The following is an 18,036-nucleotide window of genomic DNA, read 5'->3' as shown; positions in this document are numbered from 1 at the left end:
GAATCTGCCACGCGATCCGCACGGCTTCACACCGTCGAACTATAGATCAGGTCTTTGAACCCGAGCAACGCTACCGCTCTTTACAGCTTTCGGTTCGCTGCCGGCGTGCGGGACCTGTCGGGGGGCGGCCCCGCCGCCGCTCGGAAGCCGCGCGCACCGGGACGCCGCCGAAGAGTCGACGGATAGACGGGCGCGTCCGCTTGTGTCGCTCGGCGCGGGGCGGGCCGACCCCGACCGGCCAGGCCACGGCTCAGCACTTTGCCACGTCTGGCGGAACACAACTTCTGATAGATTTGCGTTGGGCCGGGTTCAAGCCTCGTTAACCAAGCTTGGCGATTGTATCGCGGTGCGCGGTTCGATCATGGGTTGTGATCGGGCGAGCGCAGTCGAGCAGGATGCGGCTGAAGGTCGATGGCGTTTTCCCTGTCTGCGTTCCTCGGCGCTTCGCAGCGGTGTGCCGGCCGACCATTCGGCGCCGCCGGGGCCGCGCTCGCGCTCCTTGCCTGCGCGCCGGTCCTGGCCGGCTGCATGTCGGGCCGCCCGCAGGGCGCGGCGCGCTCAGGGCCCGACGTGACGCAGACCGGCTCGGTCACCGAGGGCCTCCCGGCCGCGCTGGTCGCGGCCGCCCAGGAGGAGGTCGGGCGGACCATGCGCCTCGGGCTGGCGAACTACCGGCTCAACGTCGGCGACAACCTGGAAGTCTCGTTCCTCATCGATTCCAGCGTGGTCCAGCCGACCTACCGCCTGAACCCGAACGACGAGTTCGACGTCGATTTCCGGACGCACCCGGAATACAACCGTACGGTGATCGTGCGGCCGGACGGCCGGATCTCGCTGCCGGGCAAGAACGGCATCAAGGTCGCGGGCCTGTCGCCCGAGGCGGCCGCCGCGCTGATCAAGAGCACCTACGACGACGTGCTGATCGACCCGGTCGTCACCGTGATGCTGCGCCGGTTCCGCACCGTCACCGACGATTTCCGCGACCTCACCCAGCGGGCCGATATGGGCCGCGTGAAGGTCCTGGCGATCGAGCCGGACGGCAAGATCAACCTGCCGATGGTGCCCCCGGTCCAGGCGGCGGGCCGGACCGTGCACGAGGTCATGGGCAGCCTGAACGCCGCCTACAAGCACCAGCTGGCCTCGGTGACGACCAGCGTCCGGCTCGCGAGCCTCGTCCCGGCCAACACGATGGTGTTCGGCGAGGTCCGGGCCCCCGGGCCCGTCACCCTGCAGGGGCCGAGGACCCTGGCGCAGGTCCTGGGCTCGGCCGGCGGCGTCCTGCCGACGGCGGCCGGCGAGGCTGTTCGGATCATCCGCTTCGACGCCGAGGCGGCCGGCAGCGTGCGCATCGTCGACATCGGCCAGCCGGGCTTGGCGGACTCGATCGTGGTGCCGCCCAACGCCACCGTCTACGTGCCGCCCTCGCTGCTGGCCAAGACCGCCCGCGCGGTGGACCTCGTGGTGCGCCAGATCCTGCTCTTCAACGGGACCGGCTTCGGCGTGAACTACATCACCGGCCCGTCCGCCAGCACCTCCACCAGCGCCACCGTGAGGTCCGGCACGTGAGGCAGAGCGAGCTGACCGCCGCCGACGCGGTCGAGGGCCCGGCCTTCGACCTCCGCGACGCCCTCGCGGCCCTGTTCCGGCACATCCGCCCGGCGCTGCTGATCCTGGTCGCGGCGATTTTCGGCGCCGGGATCTACCTCCTGCTGACGCCGGCCGAGTACACGGCCGACGCCAAGCTGATCATCCGTCTCGGCCGCGAGAAGGCGGGCGCCCCGCTCCAGGGCGGCGCGAACCAGAACTACATGTTCTCGGAGCGCGCGCAGAACGTGAACAACGAGATCGAGATCCTGCGCGATCCCAGCATCGTGCGCGACGAGTTCGCGACTCTGAAGGCGATCACCCCGACCGGCGACCTCGGACCGCCGCCGGCGGACTGGACCGACTGGCTGATCTACCAGGGCCGTCAGGCCGTGCGCGGCGCCAAGGCGGTCAAGACCTGGATCGTCGACACGGTGCGGATCCCGTTCGAGGCGGTGGGCCTGCTGCGCCACCTGACCCCGGACGAGAAGCTCTACGAGGCCTATCTCGCGGCGTTCAAGGTCGTCTTCGTCAAGGAGACGGACGTGATCCTCACGGGCTTCACCTGGACGGACCCGCACTTCGCCGCCCAGGCGCTGAACCGGCTGCTCGACGCCTACAAGCGCCGCCACGTCGAGGTCTACGCCGACGAGACCCCGGCCTCGTTCTACCAGAGCAAGCTGGAGCGCGCCCGGGCCGACCTCGGCACCATCGACGCGCAGCTCTCGACCTACCTCAAGGGCAACAACACCGCGAGCTTCGAGATCGAGCAGCAGAACGACCTCGGCACCCTGGCCGACCTCGCCAAGCAGAAATCGGCGGCGCAGATCGAGCGCGAGGTGGTCGAGACCCGGCTCAAGCGCACCCGCGAGGCCGGACCCGACCGCTGGCAGCCGACGCCGCCCGACGCGGACCCGACGGTCACGGCCTTCGACCAGCGCTGGGCGGACCTGCGGACGAAGCGCGCCGAGCTGGCGGTGCGGTTCCGGCCGACCGCCCCCGAGTTCGTGAGCCTCGATCGGGACCTCGCGGCCCTGGCCCGGCAGAAGTACCAGGCGCTCCTCGCCGCCGACACGGCGAAGCTCGCCATCCTCGCCGAGAAGATCCAGAGCATCACGGGGATCGAGCAGACCCGCCGCCGGGCGGCCATCGGCCAGAGCGACGCGGCGCTGGCCTACGGCCGGCTGACCCAGCAGAAGGGCCTGCTCACCGACGAGATCACCGAGACCCAGAAGCGGATCGACGCTCTGAAGACCGGCACGGGTCTCGACGCGCAGGCCGTCACCTCCTCGGCCCTCGTGGCGCGCGCCGTGCCGCCGCGGCTGCCGTCCGGCCCGAACCGGCCGCTGATCCTCGGGCTCGCGGCCGGTCTCGGCCTGCTCGCCGCCCTGGCCTACGTCGCCCTCGCGGAGTTCCTGGCCCAGACCTACCGCAGCGCGTCGGAGGTCGCCCGCTCGCTGCGGGTGCCGGTGCTGGCCGCGGTGCCGCTGCAGACGGGAGCCGCCGCATGATCGCCGCCGCCATCGCGCCGAAGATCGATCCGGCGATCCTGGAGCCGGCCCTCGTCCAGCTCACCCGGCACGAGGCGCGCGTGCGCCGGGTCGGCGTCACCGCGGTCCAGCCCGGCGAGGGCGTGAGCACCCTCGCGCGTGAACTCGCCGGCGCCTACGCCCGGCGGGGCCGCAGCGCCGTGCTGATCGAGGCGAACTGGTCCCGGCCGTCGCTGGCGGAGGCCTACGGCCTGACCGGCCAGCCGGGCTTCGCCGACATCGTCGCCGGCACGGTCGCCCCGAGCCGCGGCGTCCACCCGGTCGCCGACAACCTCAGCGTCGTGCCCGCGGGCAGCCCGTCGGCCATCCGCCAGGCGACCCTGGACGACGGCCGCGTGGAGGATTTCCTGGCGCTCGTCGACGACCGCTTCGAGCTCGCGATCGTGGATTGCGAGCCGATCACCGAGATCGGCGACGCCGCCGCGCTCTCCCCCTTCGTGGACGGCTTCATCGTGGTGATCGGCGCCGAGCGCACCCGTCGGGCCGTGGCGCAGCGCGCCCTCGCCGACCTCAAGGCCGCCGGCGGGGCGCCGCTCGGCGTCGTCCTGAACCGCACGCGGCGGCCGATCCCGCGATGGCTCTACCGGTGGCTCGGATGAGCGCGGNCGGCGCCCGTCCGCGCGCTGCGGGTCCTGCCGCTCGCCGGGATCGGCTTCGCGGCCGCGGCCGGCGCGATCGCCCTGAGCGCGGCGCCGCTCAAATTCGCCGTCGTCGGCCTCGCGGCGGCCTTCGGCGGGGTCGGCGCCCTGATCGTCGGGCGGCGCTATCGCCTCACGCCGCTCCTGCTCGTCGCCCTCGCGGTCGGGCTGACGGTCAAGCTCGACGTCAGCTTCCTCCAGCATTTCGAGGCCGTCGGGCAGTACCTGCCGAGCATCGGCGGCGGCGCCGGCCTGACGGTGAGCGTCGCCCTGCTGGTGGCCGCGGCGCTGATCGTCGCCAAGCTCACCGGACTCGGGGAGGACGCCCCGGGCCTGCGGCTCGACCGGCCCCTCGTGCTGACGCAGCTCGGCTTCCTGATCGCGGGGCTGCTCTCGCTCTCCAACGCCACCGACCCGGCCTATCTCTGGTTCGACACGTGGCGCTTCGCCGGCCTCCTCCTGGTCTCGGTCGCGGTCTCGAACCTGTCCGAATCCGACATCCGGACCCTCGCGCTGGCGATCTGCGCCCTCTGCCTCGTCCAGACCGCGGTGGCAGGCCTGCAATACGTCTCGGGCTCGGAACTCGGCCTGTCGGTGCTGGGCGAGGAACAGATCGTCGAGGAGAACATCAACTTCTCGGCCCAGCGCCGCGCCGGCGGACTGAAGGTCCACCCGAACATCCTCGGCTACTACTACGAGTTCGTCTGGCCGCTCGCCCTGGCGCTGGCCCTGTCGCGCGGCCCGCTGCTCCTGCGCCTCGCGGGGGCGGCGGGCGCCGCCTCGGCCCTGGTCGGCGTGGTCCTGACCCTGTCGCGCGCGTCCTGGCTGACCTTCCCGGTCTCGGCCGCCCTCCTGATCCTGCTGGTCTACCGCGACCGCCTGTTCTCCCGGACGAGCCTGATCGTCCTCGGCCTGCTGGCGATCGTCGGCGCCGTCGCGGCGCTCTACGCCGGCCCGCTGATCTGGGAGCGGCTCACCGCCGACGACGGCGGCTCGGCCGCCCAGCGCGGCCCGCTGAACGCCGCGGCCCTCGCCCTGTTCGAGCAGTTCCCGATCTTCGGCGTCGGCCTGAACAACTTCGGCAACCAGTTCGCGGTCCTCGACAGGACCGGCCTGTCCCGGCTCGCCGGACTGTTCGACCGGTCGAACCACGTGGTGCACAACCTGCACATCCTGATCCTCACCGAGGTCGGGGTCGTCGGCTACGCGGCCTTCGCGCTGGTCTTCGGCATCGGCATCGCCCGGGGCTTCCGCGCCGCCCGCCGCGCGCCGGTGGGCGATCCGCTCGCGGCGATCGCGGCCGCCTGCGCGGTCGGCCTGATCGCGCACCTGCTGCACGGGCTGGTCGATCCGGGCTTCCGCCTGAATCTCGGCATCGCCGAGCTGCTCTACACCGGCCTCGGGCTGATCGCCGGGGTGCGGGCGGCGCAGCGGCGCAGGGCCGTCGCGGCGTCCCGGGCGGTCGCGTCGACGGGCCCGATCAGCGCGGTGCGCGCCCGACCGGAGCGGGTCCCCTCGCCGCGCGGTCCTTCGCGCGCGGAGCCGCCTCGGCGTCGCCCATCCCTCGCAGCGTACGGAGACCGTCCGTGAGCGCCGTCAGCCTCAGCGTCCTGATCGTCACCTACAATGCCGGCCGGGACATCGAGACCTGCCTGGACCTGCTGGCGGCGAGCCGGGTGAGACGCCCCTACGAGGTGATCCTGGTCGACAACGCCTCCACCGACGGGACGCCGGAGCGCGTCGCGGGGGCCTTTCCCTGGGTGCGGGTCATCGCCGAGCGGACCAATCACGGCTTCGCGGGCGGCAATGCCGTCGCGCTGGAGCACGCGCGCGGCGCCGCGATCCTGCTTCTCAACCCCGACGCGTTCCTGCACGATCCGGACGCGCTCTCGGGCCTCCTGGACCATCTCGACGCGCACCCGGATGTCGGGGCGGTCGGCCCGCGCCTGACCTTCCCGGACGGGACGCATCAGGTCGGCGACGCCGGCTACGAGCCGCGCCCGCTCTCGATCCTGGTGCACGCCGCCGGGCTGTCGGGCCGCTTCGGGCTGCGCGGCCTCTACCTCGCCGGCCGCCAGGCCAGGGGGGCGCGGTCCCTCGACGTCGACTGGATCTGCGGGGCCTGCCTGCTCCTGCGCCGCTCGGCGATCGCCGCGATCGGCGGCCTGCAGAGCCCGATGTTCCTCTACGGCGAGGACGTGGATTGGGGCTGCCGCCTGCGCGATGCCGGCCTGCGCGTCGCCTACCGCCCGGACATCGCCGTCACCCACCTCCAGGGCGGCTCGGGAAGCACCCGCTCGGCCCGCTGGCTCGACGGGCTGGCCGCCATCTACGGCCTGCGGAACGCCGGCCGGCCCCTGTCGTCGCCTGCCTTCTTCTCGGCCCCGCTCCGGCTCGGCTTCACCCTGCGGGCCCTGGCCTACGGTCTCGCGGCCCGGCTGCGCGGGCAGCCGGACCTCGCCCGCAAGGCCGAGGATATGCGCAGATTTGCCGGGCACCTGCGCAGTCTTCGTCCGTGGTCGCGCGAACCGTCACGGCCGCTTGCGGATGAACACCATGTGGTAGCCCTTGAACGGGCCCGGCGTGAGCCGGAACAGCAGCTCCCAGAACTTGCCCAGGACGATGTTCTCGCCATGATAGAACGGCTGCCCGTCGAAACTGTAGGTGAAGTGCTCGAACCGGTCAGTTGGGAAAAGCCGCTTCCGCGCCGCCTCCGTGTTCATCGTGTAGAGCGGCACGAACGAGTCGATCTCGACGCGCCGCGGCTCGACGAGGCGCAGTACCCGGGCGTGCAGCCGCTTCGGCACGAGCCGCGCCCCGATCCCGACATAGCCCCAGCGGTTCGGCGTCCAGGCGCAGAGCCAGCCGCCCGGGGCGAGCACGCGGCCGAGCTCCGCCGCGGTGACCTCGGGATGCTCGATATGTTCGAGGACCGAGAAGGCCGAGATCAGGTCGAAGCTCCCGTCCGGAAATGGCAGCACCCCGTCGTGACCGATCAGCCGGACCTCGTCGGCCGACCTGTTGCCGAGGACCGCCTCGTCGACGTCGCAGGCGACGACCTGGGCGCAGCGCCCCCGGAAGTCGCCGAGGTGCCGGCGCAGTGGGACCGGGTCATCGCTCCACTTGCCGCGCCCCGCGCCGAACTCCATCACCCGCATGTCCGGCCGGAGCAGCGCGTTGACGCGCACGATGTACTCCATCCGGTGGTCGTGCCGGGAATAGCCCCCGGCTCCCATCTCCCGGAACAGACGCTGTTCGACCGTGACCATGCTTCAGGCTCCTCTGAACGTGCCGCGCCCACGGCGCGCGTGAAAGCGGGGGGATCGGGCGGGCGCCCGGCGGTGGCGATCCTCGGCACCCGCGGGGTGCCGGCGGCGCACGGGGGTTTCGAGACTCTGGCGGAGCGCCTCGCGCTGGAGCTCGTGGCGCGCGGCTGGCGGGTCGAGGTCTACTGTCAGGTGCGCGAGCCGGCGCCGCCGACCGTCTGGCGCGGGATCACGCTGATCCCGGTCGCGGTCCGGGGCGACGGCGCCGTCTCGACGATCGTGTTCGACCTGAGATGCACCCTGCGGGCGGCATTCCGGCCGGCCCTGCCCCTCGTGCTCGGCTACAACACCGCGGTGTTCTCGCTGCTCTACCGGCTGACGGGCAAGCGCAGCGTGATGAACATGGACGGCATCGAGTGGAAGCGCGACCGTTGGTCGAGGCCCGCCAAGGCCTGGTTCTGGCTGAACGAGCGCCTCGGCAGCCTGTTCTCGACCCACCTCGTGGCGGACCACCCGGAGATCGCCCGGCACCTCGCCCGCGGAACCTCTTCGGCGCGGATCACCACCATCGCGTACGGCGCCGACCCGGTGGTCGAGGCCCCGACCGCGCCGCTGGCGAAGTTCGGCCTGCGCACGCGGGATTACGGCCTGCTGATCGCCCGGGTGGTGCCCGAGAACCTCGTGCTCCAGATCGTCCGGGCCTGGAGCGAGGTCCGGCCGGGGCTGCCGCTGCTCGTGCTCGGCAAGCTCGCGGAGTCCGACCCGTACCACTGCGCCGTCCAGGCGGCGGGGGGGCCGGACGTGATCTTCGCCGGCGCGATCTACGAGGCCGAGCGCGTGGCCGCGCTCCGCTTCCACGCCCGCTTCCACATCCACGGCCACACGGTGGGCGGGACCAACCCGTCGCTGGTCGAGGCGCTGGGGGCCGGCTCGCCGATCCTCGCCCACGACAACCCGTTCAACCGGTGGGTGGCGGGGCCGCAGGCGCTGTACTTCGGCGACGAGACCGAGCTGCGGCAGGGCATCCTGGGCCTGGTGCGGGCCGGGCCGCGCCGTCTCGCCGTCATGGGCGAGGCGTCCCGTCGCCGCCACGCCGAGGCGTTCACGTGGCGCGGCATCTTCGACGCCTACGAGCGCGTGCTGCGCCGCCAGCTCGCGCCCGAGCGGGCGGGCCGGCGGCCGGGCCTAGCGGCCATGGCCGGCCTCCGGGCCCAGCCCCCCGCTGCGCACCTGCCGCTGGGCCAGCATCGTCACGGTACCGGCCGGGACATCCCGGAGGCTGCAGACCCCGATCCCAACCGTCGCGCCCGCGCCGACGGCGACGGCCCCCTGCACGGCGGCGTGCGCGCCGACCACCGCGCCGTCGCCGAGGCTGGGGCCGTCGGCGGGGAACGGCTGGTTCGGGAAGACCCAGTCCCGCGGCCCGACAAGTGTACCGGGCAGGAGCGTGAGCTCGGCGCCGCCGGTGCCGCAGAAGGCGACACGCGCCGGATGCGGCACGAACAGCCCGGGTCCCAGCCGCGAGCCAGGATGCAGGGAGGCGCCCGTGAGCCGCAGCGACAGGTCGGCCACCAGGGCGGCGCAGCGACGCCGGCCCCGGCCGTGGAGCAGGTGCGCGGTCCGGTGGAGGATCGCCACCTGCATGGCCGGCAGCGTGAGGTGCATCATGCGGCGCAGCCGGGAGGTCGGCTTGCCGCCCGTGGTCTGGTGCAGGACGCGGGCGAAGTCGGCCGCCAGGAGGCGCCGCAGGCCCGGCAGGGTGACGTGATCCGTCATCGGGCCGCTCACGCCGCGACGCCCCGTCCGGGAAGAGGCCGCCAGGGCTGCGGCATGACCTCCTCGTCGGCCTGGACAGCTTTGAGGATGGTCGTCCGCGGGCCGAGCCGGGCCCGGTCGCCGATCGGCACGGCGCCGAGGACGATCGCGCCGGCCTCCAGGACGACGTCGTCGCCCAGCACCGGCAGGCCGGGGCCGCCGCCGATGTCCTGATCGGGCTCCTTCAGCAGGCCGCCGATGGAGGCTTGGATCCCGAAGGCGGCGTCGCGGCCCACGGCGCCGGCGATGATCGTCCCGTAGGGCTGCGGCAGGAACAGGCCGCCGGCGATGCGGCTGGAGGGCGGGATGTCGGCGCCCGTCCACCAGCCGTTCACCAGCCACAGCAGCCACGCCGCCATCCGCCAGCCGCGCTCGTGGGCGTAGCGGGACACGCGGTAGAGCCAGACCGCGTGATAGCCCCGGCGGAGGATTGCCGGCCCGCCGCCGCGCCGGCGCCAGTGAGCCCGGTCGGCGGCCAGAGCGGTTCGCACTTCGCCCCACCGGAGGCGCCGCCCCGGCTCGGCGTCCGATCCGCGCGAGAGACACAGCTCCGGCCCAGCGGCTGTCTCGCACATACGCAATCCTCCGGTTTTGCCAACGCGATAACTCTGCAACCATAAATTGAGACTGCAGTTGCAAGCCATACGCAGCCTGCCACGATGCAATCGTAGGTCGCAGTTTTCAGTCAGGCTTCACCGAGAGATGCTTCGCTTGGTAAACCGATTGTCGGTACGGAGGCGCGCCGGCGGGCTGCGCTACGGCGCGAACCTGCTCGGGCAGGCGGCGGGCCGCGGCGTCTATCTCGCGGCGGGCTTCGCGGCCTTCGCAATGGTCGGCCGCTTCGCCGGCCCGGCGGCGCTGGGCCGCTACGGCCTCGCCCTGGCGATCCTGGCGTTGGCGCTGATCGCGGCGGATTTCGGCACCACGCTGACCTTCGGGGCGCGGCTCGGCGCGCTCGGGCCGCAGATGCGGGCGGCCGAGTTCGGCCGGATGCTGTCGGCGCGCCTCGTTCTCGGTCTCGCGACAGGCGCCGCACTCCTCTGCGCCCTGCCGATGCTGCCGGACGCGATCCGGCCCGCCCTGGCGCTCGCCGCCCTGCTGATGCCGCTCGCGGCCGCGCGCTTCCTCGACGCCCTGTTCCAGGTCTGCGCGCGGCCGGCCTGGTCCGTCTGGCCGTCGCTCGCCAACGCCGCCCTGCTGATCGGCGGGACGGCACTCGCGCTCTGGCTGCAGCTTCCGGAGGCGGCGCTCAGCCTCGTGGCGGTGGCCGCCGGCATCGCGTACGGCGCGGTCGGGCTGGCGCTGGCGCTGCGCCTCGTCCCGGCGCGCCCCGCCTCGCTGCCGCACGCCCTGGCGACGATCCGGGCCGCGGCGGGGGTGGGCGTCTCGAACGCCCTCGGCGCGCTCAACGGCCGGATCAGCCTGATGATGCTGGCCGCCTTCGCGGGCGCGGCCGAGCTCGGCCAGTTCACGGCCGGCTTCCGGTTCTTCGAGCTCGGCGCCGCGGTGGCGATCACCCTGTGCGCCCCGCTGGTGCCGGTCTTCGGGCGCGCCGTCGGACCCATCGTGGAGGGGCGGTCGCGCGCCGGCACGACCACCCTGCGCGCGCGGGTCCGCGGCGCGCTGGTCCCGATCCTCGCCGCGTCCTGCGCCGGAGCGGTGGCGGCCTGCGCCCTGGCGGAGCCCCTGGTGCGCCTCGCCTTCGGACCGGGTTTCGGCGGCGCCGTCCCGGTGCTGCGCATCGCCACCGGGATGAGCGTCCTGCTGATCGCCGCCACGGTCCTGTTCGCGGGCCTCGTCCCGCTGGGCCGGACCGGCTTCGCGGTGCGCGGGAGCGCGGCGGCCTGCGCCACCAACCTCATCGCCTGCGCGCTGCTGATCCCTTGGGATCCGCTCCTCGGTGCGGGTCTCGCCGCGCTGCTCGCCGAGGCCGCGATGCTGCTCGTCCTGGCCCACGCCTTCTGGCGGGAGGCCGGACCGCCCGCGGCTCTGGCCGACGTGCCGACCGTAGCCGCGCCGGCCCTCCTCACCGCCCTCGCCTGGGCGGCCGGTCCCGCCGCGCTGGTGCCCGCGATAGTGCCCGCCGTCGCGATCCTCTCGGTCGCCCTCGCGGGGTGGCTGTGCCTGCGCCGCGCCCCGACCGATCCCCTCGACCTCCCGCTCCCGGACGCCTCCTCATGAGCGATCGACCCGTGCTCTCGGTCATCATCCCGACCTACAACCGCGCCGACACGCTGCGCCTGTGCCTGAGGGCCTTCGACCGGCAGGAGACGGACGCGCCCTTCGAGATCGTCGTCTGCGACGACGGCTCGACCGACCACACCGGGACGGTCGTCAGCCGCGCCGTCGCCACGGCCCGGATCCCCGTGGTGCACCTGCGCCAGGAGAATGCCGGAGCGAACGCCGCCCGCAACCGCGCCATCGCGGCGGCGCGGGGCGAGCGCCTCCTGATCGTCAACGACGACACGATCCCGGTCCCGAGCCTCGTCGAGGCGCACCGCCTCGCCCACGCCCGGCGGGGCGGTCGTGAGACCGCGATCCTCGGACGGATGACGATCGACCCCGCCCTGCCCTTCTCGCCCTTCTCGGCGCTCCACCACGACGCCTCCTACGACGCGCTGGCGGGCCGCGACGAGGTCGGCTGGGACGCGTTCCTGACCTGCAACGTCAGCGTCGACCGGCGCTTCCTGGAGGAGGCGGGCGGCTTCGACCCGAAGCTGTTCTGGCACGAGGACATCGAGCTCGGCGAGCGGCTGGCCCGGCGCGGCATGCGCCTGTTCTACGCGCCCGAGGCGCTGGGCTACCACCACCACCTCCTGGACGAGGCGGCCTACCTGCGGATCGCCGAGCGCGAGGGCGCGGCGCTGGTGCTGTGGTACCGCAAGCGCCCGGACCTCGTGGCGGATCTCGGCCGGCTCGGCCTCGTCGGGCCGCCGCCGCTGGGCGCGGCGGCGCGCCACCGGGTCGCCGACCTCGCCATGCCGCAGGCGCTCCTGCCCGGCTGGCAGATGGCGGCGCGCGCGCTGACGCGGATCAGCCCCGAGGCCGGTCGCAGCGTGTGGCGGCGGCTGTTCCAGCGGCGCAAGCGCCTCGCCATCGCCCGGGCGCTCGCGGCATGAGGTGGCCCCGCACGGTCCTCGGCGGCGCCCTGTCAACGCTGATCCTGCCGGTCCTGGCTGCCTGCGGCCCGGCCGACGCGCAGGTGCAGCGGAACATCCTGGTCGATCCCGCCGGCGGCGCGAAGCCCGGCTACACCACGGTGGCGCGGCTCGCCGACGTGCCCTTCGCCGCGCTCGGTCCTGGCTCGAGCGTGCTCGTCCGCGGCGGCAGCTACGGCGACGTCGTGGTCGTCGGCTCCCGCGGGACCGCGGCGGCACCGGTGACGGTGGCGGCAGAACCCGGCACGCAGCCGCGCCTGTCCAACTCCGTGGTGTTCGAGAACGCCGCCTACGTCACGGTCACGGGCCTGACCGTCCAGGGCGCGGTGAATTCCGGCTTCATCATCCGCCGGGGATCGAGCCACGTCACGGTCGCGGGCTCGACCGTGTCCCGCTCCGGCCTGGGGATCTGGATCGGCGACGGTGCTGGGGCGGGTCATCGCATCAGCGGCAACACGCTCGCCGACAACCAGACCCACGGCGTGGCCGTCGACGTGATCAGCGCGCCCGCGGAGGATCCGAGCTACATCCTCGACAACACCGTGACCGGCAACGGCATCCACGGGATGGAGATCAACGGCTCCGGCTACGTCGTGGAGGGCAACCGCGTCGCGGGCAACGGCGTGGGGATGTCGGGCACCTCGGGCATCCACGTCTACGCCAAGGACGCCGCCCAGGACGCCGGCGACCGCAACATCATCCGGTACAACATCGTCACCGGCCAGAAGGAGACCACCGGCCAGGACGGCAACGGCATCCAGATCGACCAGTGGTGCGACGGCAACGTCGTCGCGTTCAACGTCGCGGCCGACAACGACGGCGCCGGGATCAACCTGTTCGACGCCGGCTCCAACACGGTGGTCAACAACACGACCACCAGCAACATGCGCGATTCCGGCGGCAAGCACGTCTATCGCGGCGAGATCGTGCTGGCCTCCGACTACACCAAGCAGGTCGACCGCACGTCGAACAACCGGGTGCTCAACAACATCGCCTACGCGACCCGGCCGAACGTGGCCGCGATCGTGGTCGAGGCGACCACCACCGACAACAACAACGCGATCGGGCCGAACTTCCTCGGCAGCGCCGTCGGCGCCCCGCTCTACCGCTGGGGCACGCAGGCCACCGGCGACGGGGCGAGCCTGCCGCTCAACGGTCAGGGTCCCGACCTCACCGGCACGCCCGCCTTCCGCGATCCCGCGAACCCCATGGCCGGCGGGCTCGCCCTGACGGCGCCCCCGGCCCGCGCCGGCATCCCGCTCGGCGCCACCCGCGACATCGCCGGCCAGGCCTACGCCCCCGGCGAGGCCCCGACCTTCGGCGCCTACAGGAACCCGTAACATGCTTCGCATCGGCATCGACGCGCACGTGCTCACCGGCAAGCCGCAGGGCAGCCGGACCTGGCTCGTGAACATCATCGGGCGCGCCGCCGCGCGCCACCCGGACGCCACCTACGTGGTGTATTCCGGCGACCCGGAGGCCTGCGCCCGCATCGTCTCAGGCGACAACATCGAGCACCAACGGCTGCCGCGCGTGCCCGCGACCGTGCGGCTGACCCTGGTCTGGCCGTGGCTGTTCCTGCGCGACCGTCTGGACACGCTGCTGACCACCTACATCGCCCCGCCGCTGGTGCCGGGCGACCGGCAGGTGGTGGTGGTCCACGACATCCTGTTCGAGACGCACCCCGAGTTCTTCCCCTGGTCGATGCGCTGGCGGAACAAGATCCTGACCCGGCTCTCGGCGCGGCGCGCCAAGCTGGTCCTGACCATCTCCGACTACAGCCGCGACTCCATCGCCACGGTCTACGGCATCGCGCGGGAGCGCATCGCCGAGGTGCGCTGCGGCTCCACGCCGCCGCAGGCGGTCACGGAGCGGACGCCGCTCGCCGACGGGCGCCCGTACCTGCTGATGGTCGGCCGGCTGGAGCCGAGGAAGAATCTCGGCCTCGTCCTCGACGCCTTCGCGCGGCTGCCGGCGGGCGCGGCCCGGCTGATCGTGGTCGGCAAGGGCGACGGCGAGCGGCCCGAGACCCTCGACCGACTCGCCCGGACTCCGGACGCGGTGCACATCGCCGGCATCGACGACCGGGGCCTGTCCGACCTCTACGCCCGGGCCGCCGCCCTGGTCTTCCCGAGCCGCGGCGAGGGCTGGGGCATCCCGGTGCTCGACAGCCTCGCGCGGGGAACCCCCGTCATCGCCTCGAGCCTGACGGCCATCCCGGAGGCCGGCGGCAGCGCGGCGAGCTACTTCGACCCGGACGCGCCCGACCGGGTGGACCGGCTCGCGGAGCTGATGGCGGCGGCGATCGAGGGGCGGCTGCCCTTCGACGCGAGCGCCGCGCGGGCCCACGCGGCGCGCCACGATTGGGACGGGCCGGCCGCCACCTTCGTCGACCTGATGCGCCGGAGCTTCACGGCCCGCACGCATCTCCGCGACCTGATCCTGGCCGCCCCGAACCTGCGGGGTTGAGGGGGCCGGAGGTCGTCGGCCTGCCTATCGTGCGGCCCCGAGCGCGCCGACGGGAGGATCGACGGGTGCCTCGTCGGCGATGGGATCCTGGATCAGCGTCCAGTAGCCCAGGGCCGCCACCAGGGCGATCACGGCCCCGGTGATGAAGGCCATGGAGAAGTGGCCCGTGCCGCCGACGATGAAGCCCGTCACGGTCGGCGCCAGGGCGCCGCCGATGTAGCCGCCGAAATTCTGCATGGCGCCGAGCGACGCCGTGCAACTGGCCGGAGCCGCCACGGAGGCCATCGCCCAGGCCGAGGACGAGCTCATGTAGACCAGGAACAGAGAGGCCGAGATGCAGGCAATGGCGAGGGTGTCGCTCGGCGTCAGGGCCGCCACCACCGTGAAGGCGGCGGTCGCCACCAGGGAGCCGACCATCGGGATCTTGCGGCTGCGGATCGGGTCGACGCCGCGGCGGACCAGCACATCGACCACGCGGCCGCCCAGGATGCCGCCGAGCACGCCGAAGGCGAAGGGGATCGAGCCGACGAGGCCGGTCTTCTGCAGGGTGAAGTGCCGCTCGATCTCGAGGTAGCTCGGCAGCCACGCGGTGTAGAGCCACGTCATGTAGATGCAGCCGAAATAGCCGACGATCATCCCCCAGCTGGTGCGGAACCCGAAGAGCCGCCGCCACGCGCTCCAGGTGACCGCCCGGCTCGCGTTCGGGGCATCGCCCTCCTCCAGGAAGGCGCGCTCCCCCGGCGTCAGGTCGGTCTCGCGCGGGTTGCGGAAGACCAGGTAGACGATCGCGGCGAGCGCGAGGCCGGCCGCGCCCATGATGACGAACATCGCCCGCCAGCCGAAGCTCACCATCAGGAAGGTGAGCAGCGGCAGCGCCAGGAAGGTCCCGAGCGAGGAGGCGCAGTTCCAGATCCCGGTGGCGGTGCCGCGCTGGCGGATGTTGAACCAGTCGCGCGAGACCCGGGCGCAGGTCGGGAAGTGCGGCGCCTCGCCGATTCCGAGCACGATCCGCGCGCTCACGAACTGCCAGAACGACGTCACCGCGCCGCCGAGCATCTGCCCGAACGACCAGCAGGTCAGGCCGAGCGTCAGGGTCAGGCGCGGGCCGAGCCGGTCGGCGAGCGCTCCGGCCGGCAGCTGCGCGAAGGCGTAGGCCCAGAGGAAGGCCGAGAGCAGCAATCCCATGTCGGGGATCGAGAGGCCGAGATCCTCGCGGATCAGCGGGTTGGCCACCGCCAGGGTGGCCCGGTCGACGTAGTTCACGACGCCCGCCGTCACCAGCAGGGCGAGCGAGATCGTCTGGATGCGGCGCAGACGCGGCGTTGCGGCCAGGGCCATCATGTCCTCCCGAGTTACGGGCCCCTTGGGGGTCTCCGTGGCCGGCCGGTCCTTCGCGACTCGTGCGGCCCGGGCCATTCTGCACCGAACGCCGCCGGACGGAAGGCCCGCCCCCCTCGCCTCCCGGCGCCGGGCGTCGTAGACGGGCCGCTTCGTCACCCTTCGAGTCCGCCCGTTGCGCCTGATCCAGATCACCCACCACGACCTCGACGGCTACGGCGCCTCCACGGTCGCCGCCGCCTGCGCCACGGTCGAGCGCGTCGTCCACGTGCCCCGCTACAGCGATGTCGGCCCGGTCTTCGAGGACGAGATCAAGCGCCTCGGCCGCGCGGCGGAGCGCGAGATCCTGCTGATGACCGACCTCGGCCTGGAGGAGCAGACCATCGCGGGCCTGAAGAAGTTCGCCGCGATGAACCGGCGCCGCGAGGACGGGCAGAAGCACCGCCTCGTGGTCCTCGACCACCACGCCTCGTCCCTCGACCAGCTGCGGCGCCTGGGTCTCGAGGCGACGCCCGACGCTGCGCGGCCGGCGCTCCACCGGATCGACCTGGGCGACCCCGAGATCGCCGTGCTGATCGAGGACGACATCTGCGCGACGCGGATGACCTTCGAGCACCGCGCCCTGTTCGCCGCGCACGAGCCCGCGGCCGACCTGTCGAGCCTGCTCGCCGCGGTCGATGCCCTCGACCTCTGGCGCAAGGAGAGCTCTGCCTTCCGGGGCGGCCTCGCCCTGGACGAGCTGTTCTGGGAGGTCGTGTCGAGCTACGTGCCGGTCGGACATCCCTGGCACGACCGGTTCGTGTCCGAGATCCTGCTCGCGGCCGCCGCCGCCCTCCGGGACGGGGCGAGCCCGGCCGAGCTGGAGCGCCGCGCCTCGGCGATCCGCACCGGCGTGGTCGACGCCCTGCTGCGCGACGCGCCGGACGACGATCCGACCCTGACGACACGGATGCGGCTCGCCCGGGCGCTCGCCCGCTCGGACTCCCTCTTCCGGCCGCTGAAGGACGGCACGCTCCTGTCCTTCGCCCTCGACTCGGGCACCTTCCAGCGGGTCTCCGACCTGATCATGGATGCGGGCCGGGCCAAGCGCGTGGTCAACGTCCAGCGGATGGGCACGCTGTCGTTCCGGTCCAACGACGGCACGGCGCTGGACGGCGCCCGCCTGTTCCGCGGCGGCGGCCACCGCGACGCGGCGGGCGGCCGGCTCCAGAGCGGCTCGGCCTTCTCGATGGCGGACGCGATCAGCCAGGTCGAGCCGGTGCTGAACCCGGAGAAGCCGGCCGGCTCGGACAGCCCGTTCGCGGCGCTCAAGAACTGGAAGGGGTGAGCCATCGCTCGCCCCGTTCCCGCGGGCGCGGCGACGGCCCTAGAGCCGGAAATCCTCGCCGAGATAGAGCCGGCGCGCGTCCGGGTTCGCCACGATCTCCTCGGGCGTGCCCTCGGTGAGGATGCGGCCGGAATGGGCGATGTAGGCGCGGTCGATCAGGCCCAGCGTCTCGCGGACGTTGTGATCGGTGATCAGCACGCCGATGCCGCGCTGCTTCAGGTGCTTCACCAAGTCCTGGATGTCGCCGACCGCGATCGGGTCGATGCCCGCGAAGGGCTCGTCGAGCAGCATGAAGGTCGGCGAGGAGGCGAGCGCGCGGGCGATCTCGCAGCGCCGACGCTCGCCGCCCGAGAGCGCGATCGAGGGCGACTTGCGCAGGCGCGCGATGTCGAACTCCTCCAGCAGGGAATCCAGCTTGCGCGCGCGCGCCTTGCGGTCGGGCTCGGCCACTTCCAGCACCGCGCGGATGTTGTCCTCGACGGTGAGACCGCGGAAGATCGAGGCCTCCTGCGGCAGGTAGCCGATCCCGAGCCGCGCCCGCTGGTACATGGGCAGGTGCGTGATCGGGAGGCCGTCCAGGGTGATGTGGCCGCGATCGGCCGCCACCAGCCCGGTGATCATGTAGAAGATCGTGGTCTTGCCGGCGCCGTTCGGCCCGAGGAGCCCCACGGCCTCGCCGGTGCGGACGGTGAGACCGGCCTCGTGGACGACCGTGCGGGCGCCGTAGCTCTTGCGCAGCCCGCGCACGCTGAGGATGCCGAGGCCGCCCTCCTCGGCCGCGGACCAGCCGTCGGCCTCGGCGGCATCCGGCTGCCGCGCGCGCCGGCCGAACAAGCGTCCGAGCCAGCCCGTACGGCCCGCCGGCTCCTGCGGGCCCGCCTGGAACGCCAC

The 18,036-nt window shown here is 73.0% G+C and carries 13 protein-coding genes and 2 pseudogenes; 11 read left to right on the top strand and 4 right to left on the bottom strand.

What is annotated here, in order from left to right; all coding sequences use genetic code 11:
- Positions 1–411 precede the first annotated feature (411 nt).
- From MOTC310_RS13075 to MOTC310_RS13055, 5 genes and pseudogenes are all read left to right on the top strand, one after another.
- Complete coding sequence (locus MOTC310_RS13075) at positions 412–1,566, top strand: polysaccharide biosynthesis/export family protein (protein ID WP_331302065.1); 1,155 nt, start codon at positions 412–414, stop codon at positions 1,564–1,566.
- Complete coding sequence (locus tag MOTC310_RS13070; RefSeq protein ID WP_331302064.1) at positions 1,563–3,095, top strand: GumC family protein; 1,533 nt, start codon at positions 1,563–1,565, stop codon at positions 3,093–3,095. Before MOTC310_RS13075 ends, MOTC310_RS13070 begins: the two co-directional genes overlap by 4 nt.
- Positions 3,092–3,733: a CpsD/CapB family tyrosine-protein kinase gene (locus MOTC310_RS13065; RefSeq protein ID WP_331302063.1), complete on the top strand. Its 642-nt coding sequence runs from the start codon at positions 3,092–3,094 to the stop codon at positions 3,731–3,733. Before MOTC310_RS13070 ends, MOTC310_RS13065 begins: the two co-directional genes overlap by 4 nt.
- Positions 3,734–4,030: 297 nt before the next feature.
- Complete coding sequence (locus MOTC310_RS13060; RefSeq protein ID WP_331302062.1) at positions 4,031–5,362, top strand: O-antigen ligase family protein; 1,332 nt, start codon at positions 4,031–4,033, stop codon at positions 5,360–5,362.
- Positions 5,359–6,039: pseudogene (locus MOTC310_RS13055) on the top strand (glycosyltransferase family 2 protein); the annotation flags it as partial. The gene MOTC310_RS13060 and the pseudogene MOTC310_RS13055, both read left to right, overlap by 4 nt.
- A gap of 264 nt (positions 6,040–6,303) precedes the next feature.
- On the opposite strand, the gene MOTC310_RS13050 reads toward MOTC310_RS13055, so the two are convergent.
- On the bottom strand, positions 6,304–6,921 hold the full coding sequence (locus tag MOTC310_RS13050; RefSeq protein ID WP_331302230.1) for a class I SAM-dependent methyltransferase: 618 nt from the start codon (positions 6,919–6,921) through the stop codon (positions 6,304–6,306).
- Here MOTC310_RS13050 and MOTC310_RS13045 point away from each other — a divergent pair.
- A pseudogene (locus MOTC310_RS13045) lies at positions 6,862–7,611 on the top strand (DUF1972 domain-containing protein); the annotation flags it as partial. The gene MOTC310_RS13050 and the pseudogene MOTC310_RS13045 sit on opposite strands and share 60 nt — an antisense overlap.
- A 1,211-nt stretch (positions 7,612–8,822) precedes the next feature.
- Here the strand turns inward: MOTC310_RS13045 and MOTC310_RS13040 are convergent.
- The gene (locus MOTC310_RS13040; protein ID WP_331302061.1) at positions 8,823–9,344 is read right to left on the bottom strand and encodes a serine acetyltransferase; all 522 of its coding nucleotides are present in this window, start codon (positions 9,342–9,344) and stop codon (positions 8,823–8,825) included.
- A 232-nt stretch (positions 9,345–9,576) separates the two neighbouring features.
- Here MOTC310_RS13040 and MOTC310_RS13035 point away from each other — a divergent pair, with 232 nt between their 5' ends.
- From MOTC310_RS13035 to MOTC310_RS13020, 4 genes are read left to right on the top strand one after another with little or no spacing between them, the layout of a single operon-like run.
- Positions 9,577–11,034, top strand: coding sequence for a lipopolysaccharide biosynthesis protein (locus tag MOTC310_RS13035; protein ID WP_331302060.1), 1,458 nt, complete (start codon positions 9,577–9,579; stop codon positions 11,032–11,034).
- A complete protein-coding gene (locus tag MOTC310_RS13030; RefSeq protein ID WP_103984900.1) occupies positions 11,031–11,972 on the top strand; it encodes a glycosyltransferase family 2 protein in 942 nt (313 codons plus the stop codon). The genes MOTC310_RS13035 and MOTC310_RS13030 overlap by 4 nt, the downstream gene beginning before the upstream one ends.
- A complete protein-coding gene (locus tag MOTC310_RS13025) occupies positions 11,969–13,351 on the top strand; it encodes a right-handed parallel beta-helix repeat-containing protein (protein ID WP_331302059.1) in 1,383 nt (460 codons plus the stop codon). The genes MOTC310_RS13030 and MOTC310_RS13025 overlap by 4 nt, the downstream gene beginning before the upstream one ends.
- A gap of 1 nt (position 13,352) precedes the next feature.
- Positions 13,353–14,480 (top strand): glycosyltransferase family 4 protein, encoded by a 1,128-nt coding sequence (locus MOTC310_RS13020; protein WP_331302058.1) that lies wholly within the window; start codon positions 13,353–13,355, stop codon positions 14,478–14,480.
- A 24-nt stretch (positions 14,481–14,504) separates the two neighbouring features.
- On the opposite strand, the gene MOTC310_RS13015 is transcribed toward MOTC310_RS13020, so the two are convergent.
- Positions 14,505–15,818 carry an MFS transporter gene (locus MOTC310_RS13015; RefSeq protein WP_331302229.1) on the bottom strand — a complete coding sequence of 438 codons (1,314 nt, stop codon included), beginning with the start codon at positions 15,816–15,818 and terminating at the stop codon, positions 14,505–14,507.
- Between the two features lie 175 nt (positions 15,819–15,993).
- Between MOTC310_RS13015 and MOTC310_RS13010 the strand changes: the two genes are divergently transcribed.
- Entirely contained in the window at positions 15,994–17,145 is a 1,152-nt protein-coding gene (locus tag MOTC310_RS13010) for a dimethylmenaquinone methyltransferase (protein ID WP_331302057.1), read from the top strand.
- Positions 17,146–17,184: 39 nt separating this feature from the next.
- On the opposite strand, the gene lptB is transcribed toward MOTC310_RS13010, so the two are convergent.
- Positions 17,185–18,036 carry an LPS export ABC transporter ATP-binding protein gene (lptB, locus tag MOTC310_RS13005; protein WP_419539895.1) on the bottom strand — a complete coding sequence of 284 codons (852 nt, stop codon included), beginning with the start codon at positions 18,034–18,036 and terminating at the stop codon, positions 17,185–17,187.

Origin of the sequence: Methylobacterium oryzae, from assembly GCF_036441375.1 — a bacterium.
Taxonomy (GTDB): Bacteria; Pseudomonadota; Alphaproteobacteria; order Rhizobiales; family Beijerinckiaceae; genus Methylobacterium; species Methylobacterium oryzae_A.
Note: the sequence above shows the minus strand (reverse complement) of the source record. Positions and strands in the feature narration are given on the sequence as shown.

Excerpts from the sequence above, each read along its gene's own strand:
- MOTC310_RS13075 (WP_331302065.1), top strand. The coding sequence starts at position 412 with ATGGCGTTTTCCCTGTCTGCGTTCCTCGGCGCTTCGCAGCGGTGTGCC.
- MOTC310_RS13065 (WP_331302063.1), top strand. The coding sequence starts at position 3,092 with ATGATCGCCGCCGCCATCGCGCCGAAGATCGATCCGGCGATCCTGGAG.
- MOTC310_RS13050 (WP_331302230.1), bottom strand. The coding sequence starts at position 6,921 with ATGGAGTTCGGCGCGGGGCGCGGCAAGTGGAGCGATGACCCGGTCCCA.
- MOTC310_RS13030 (WP_103984900.1), top strand. The coding sequence starts at position 11,031 with ATGAGCGATCGACCCGTGCTCTCGGTCATCATCCCGACCTACAACCGC.
- MOTC310_RS13025 (WP_331302059.1), top strand. The coding sequence starts at position 11,969 with ATGAGGTGGCCCCGCACGGTCCTCGGCGGCGCCCTGTCAACGCTGATC.
- MOTC310_RS13020 (WP_331302058.1), top strand. The coding sequence starts at position 13,353 with ATGCTTCGCATCGGCATCGACGCGCACGTGCTCACCGGCAAGCCGCAG.
- MOTC310_RS13015 (WP_331302229.1), bottom strand. The coding sequence starts at position 15,818 with ATGGCCCTGGCCGCAACGCCGCGTCTGCGCCGCATCCAGACGATCTCG.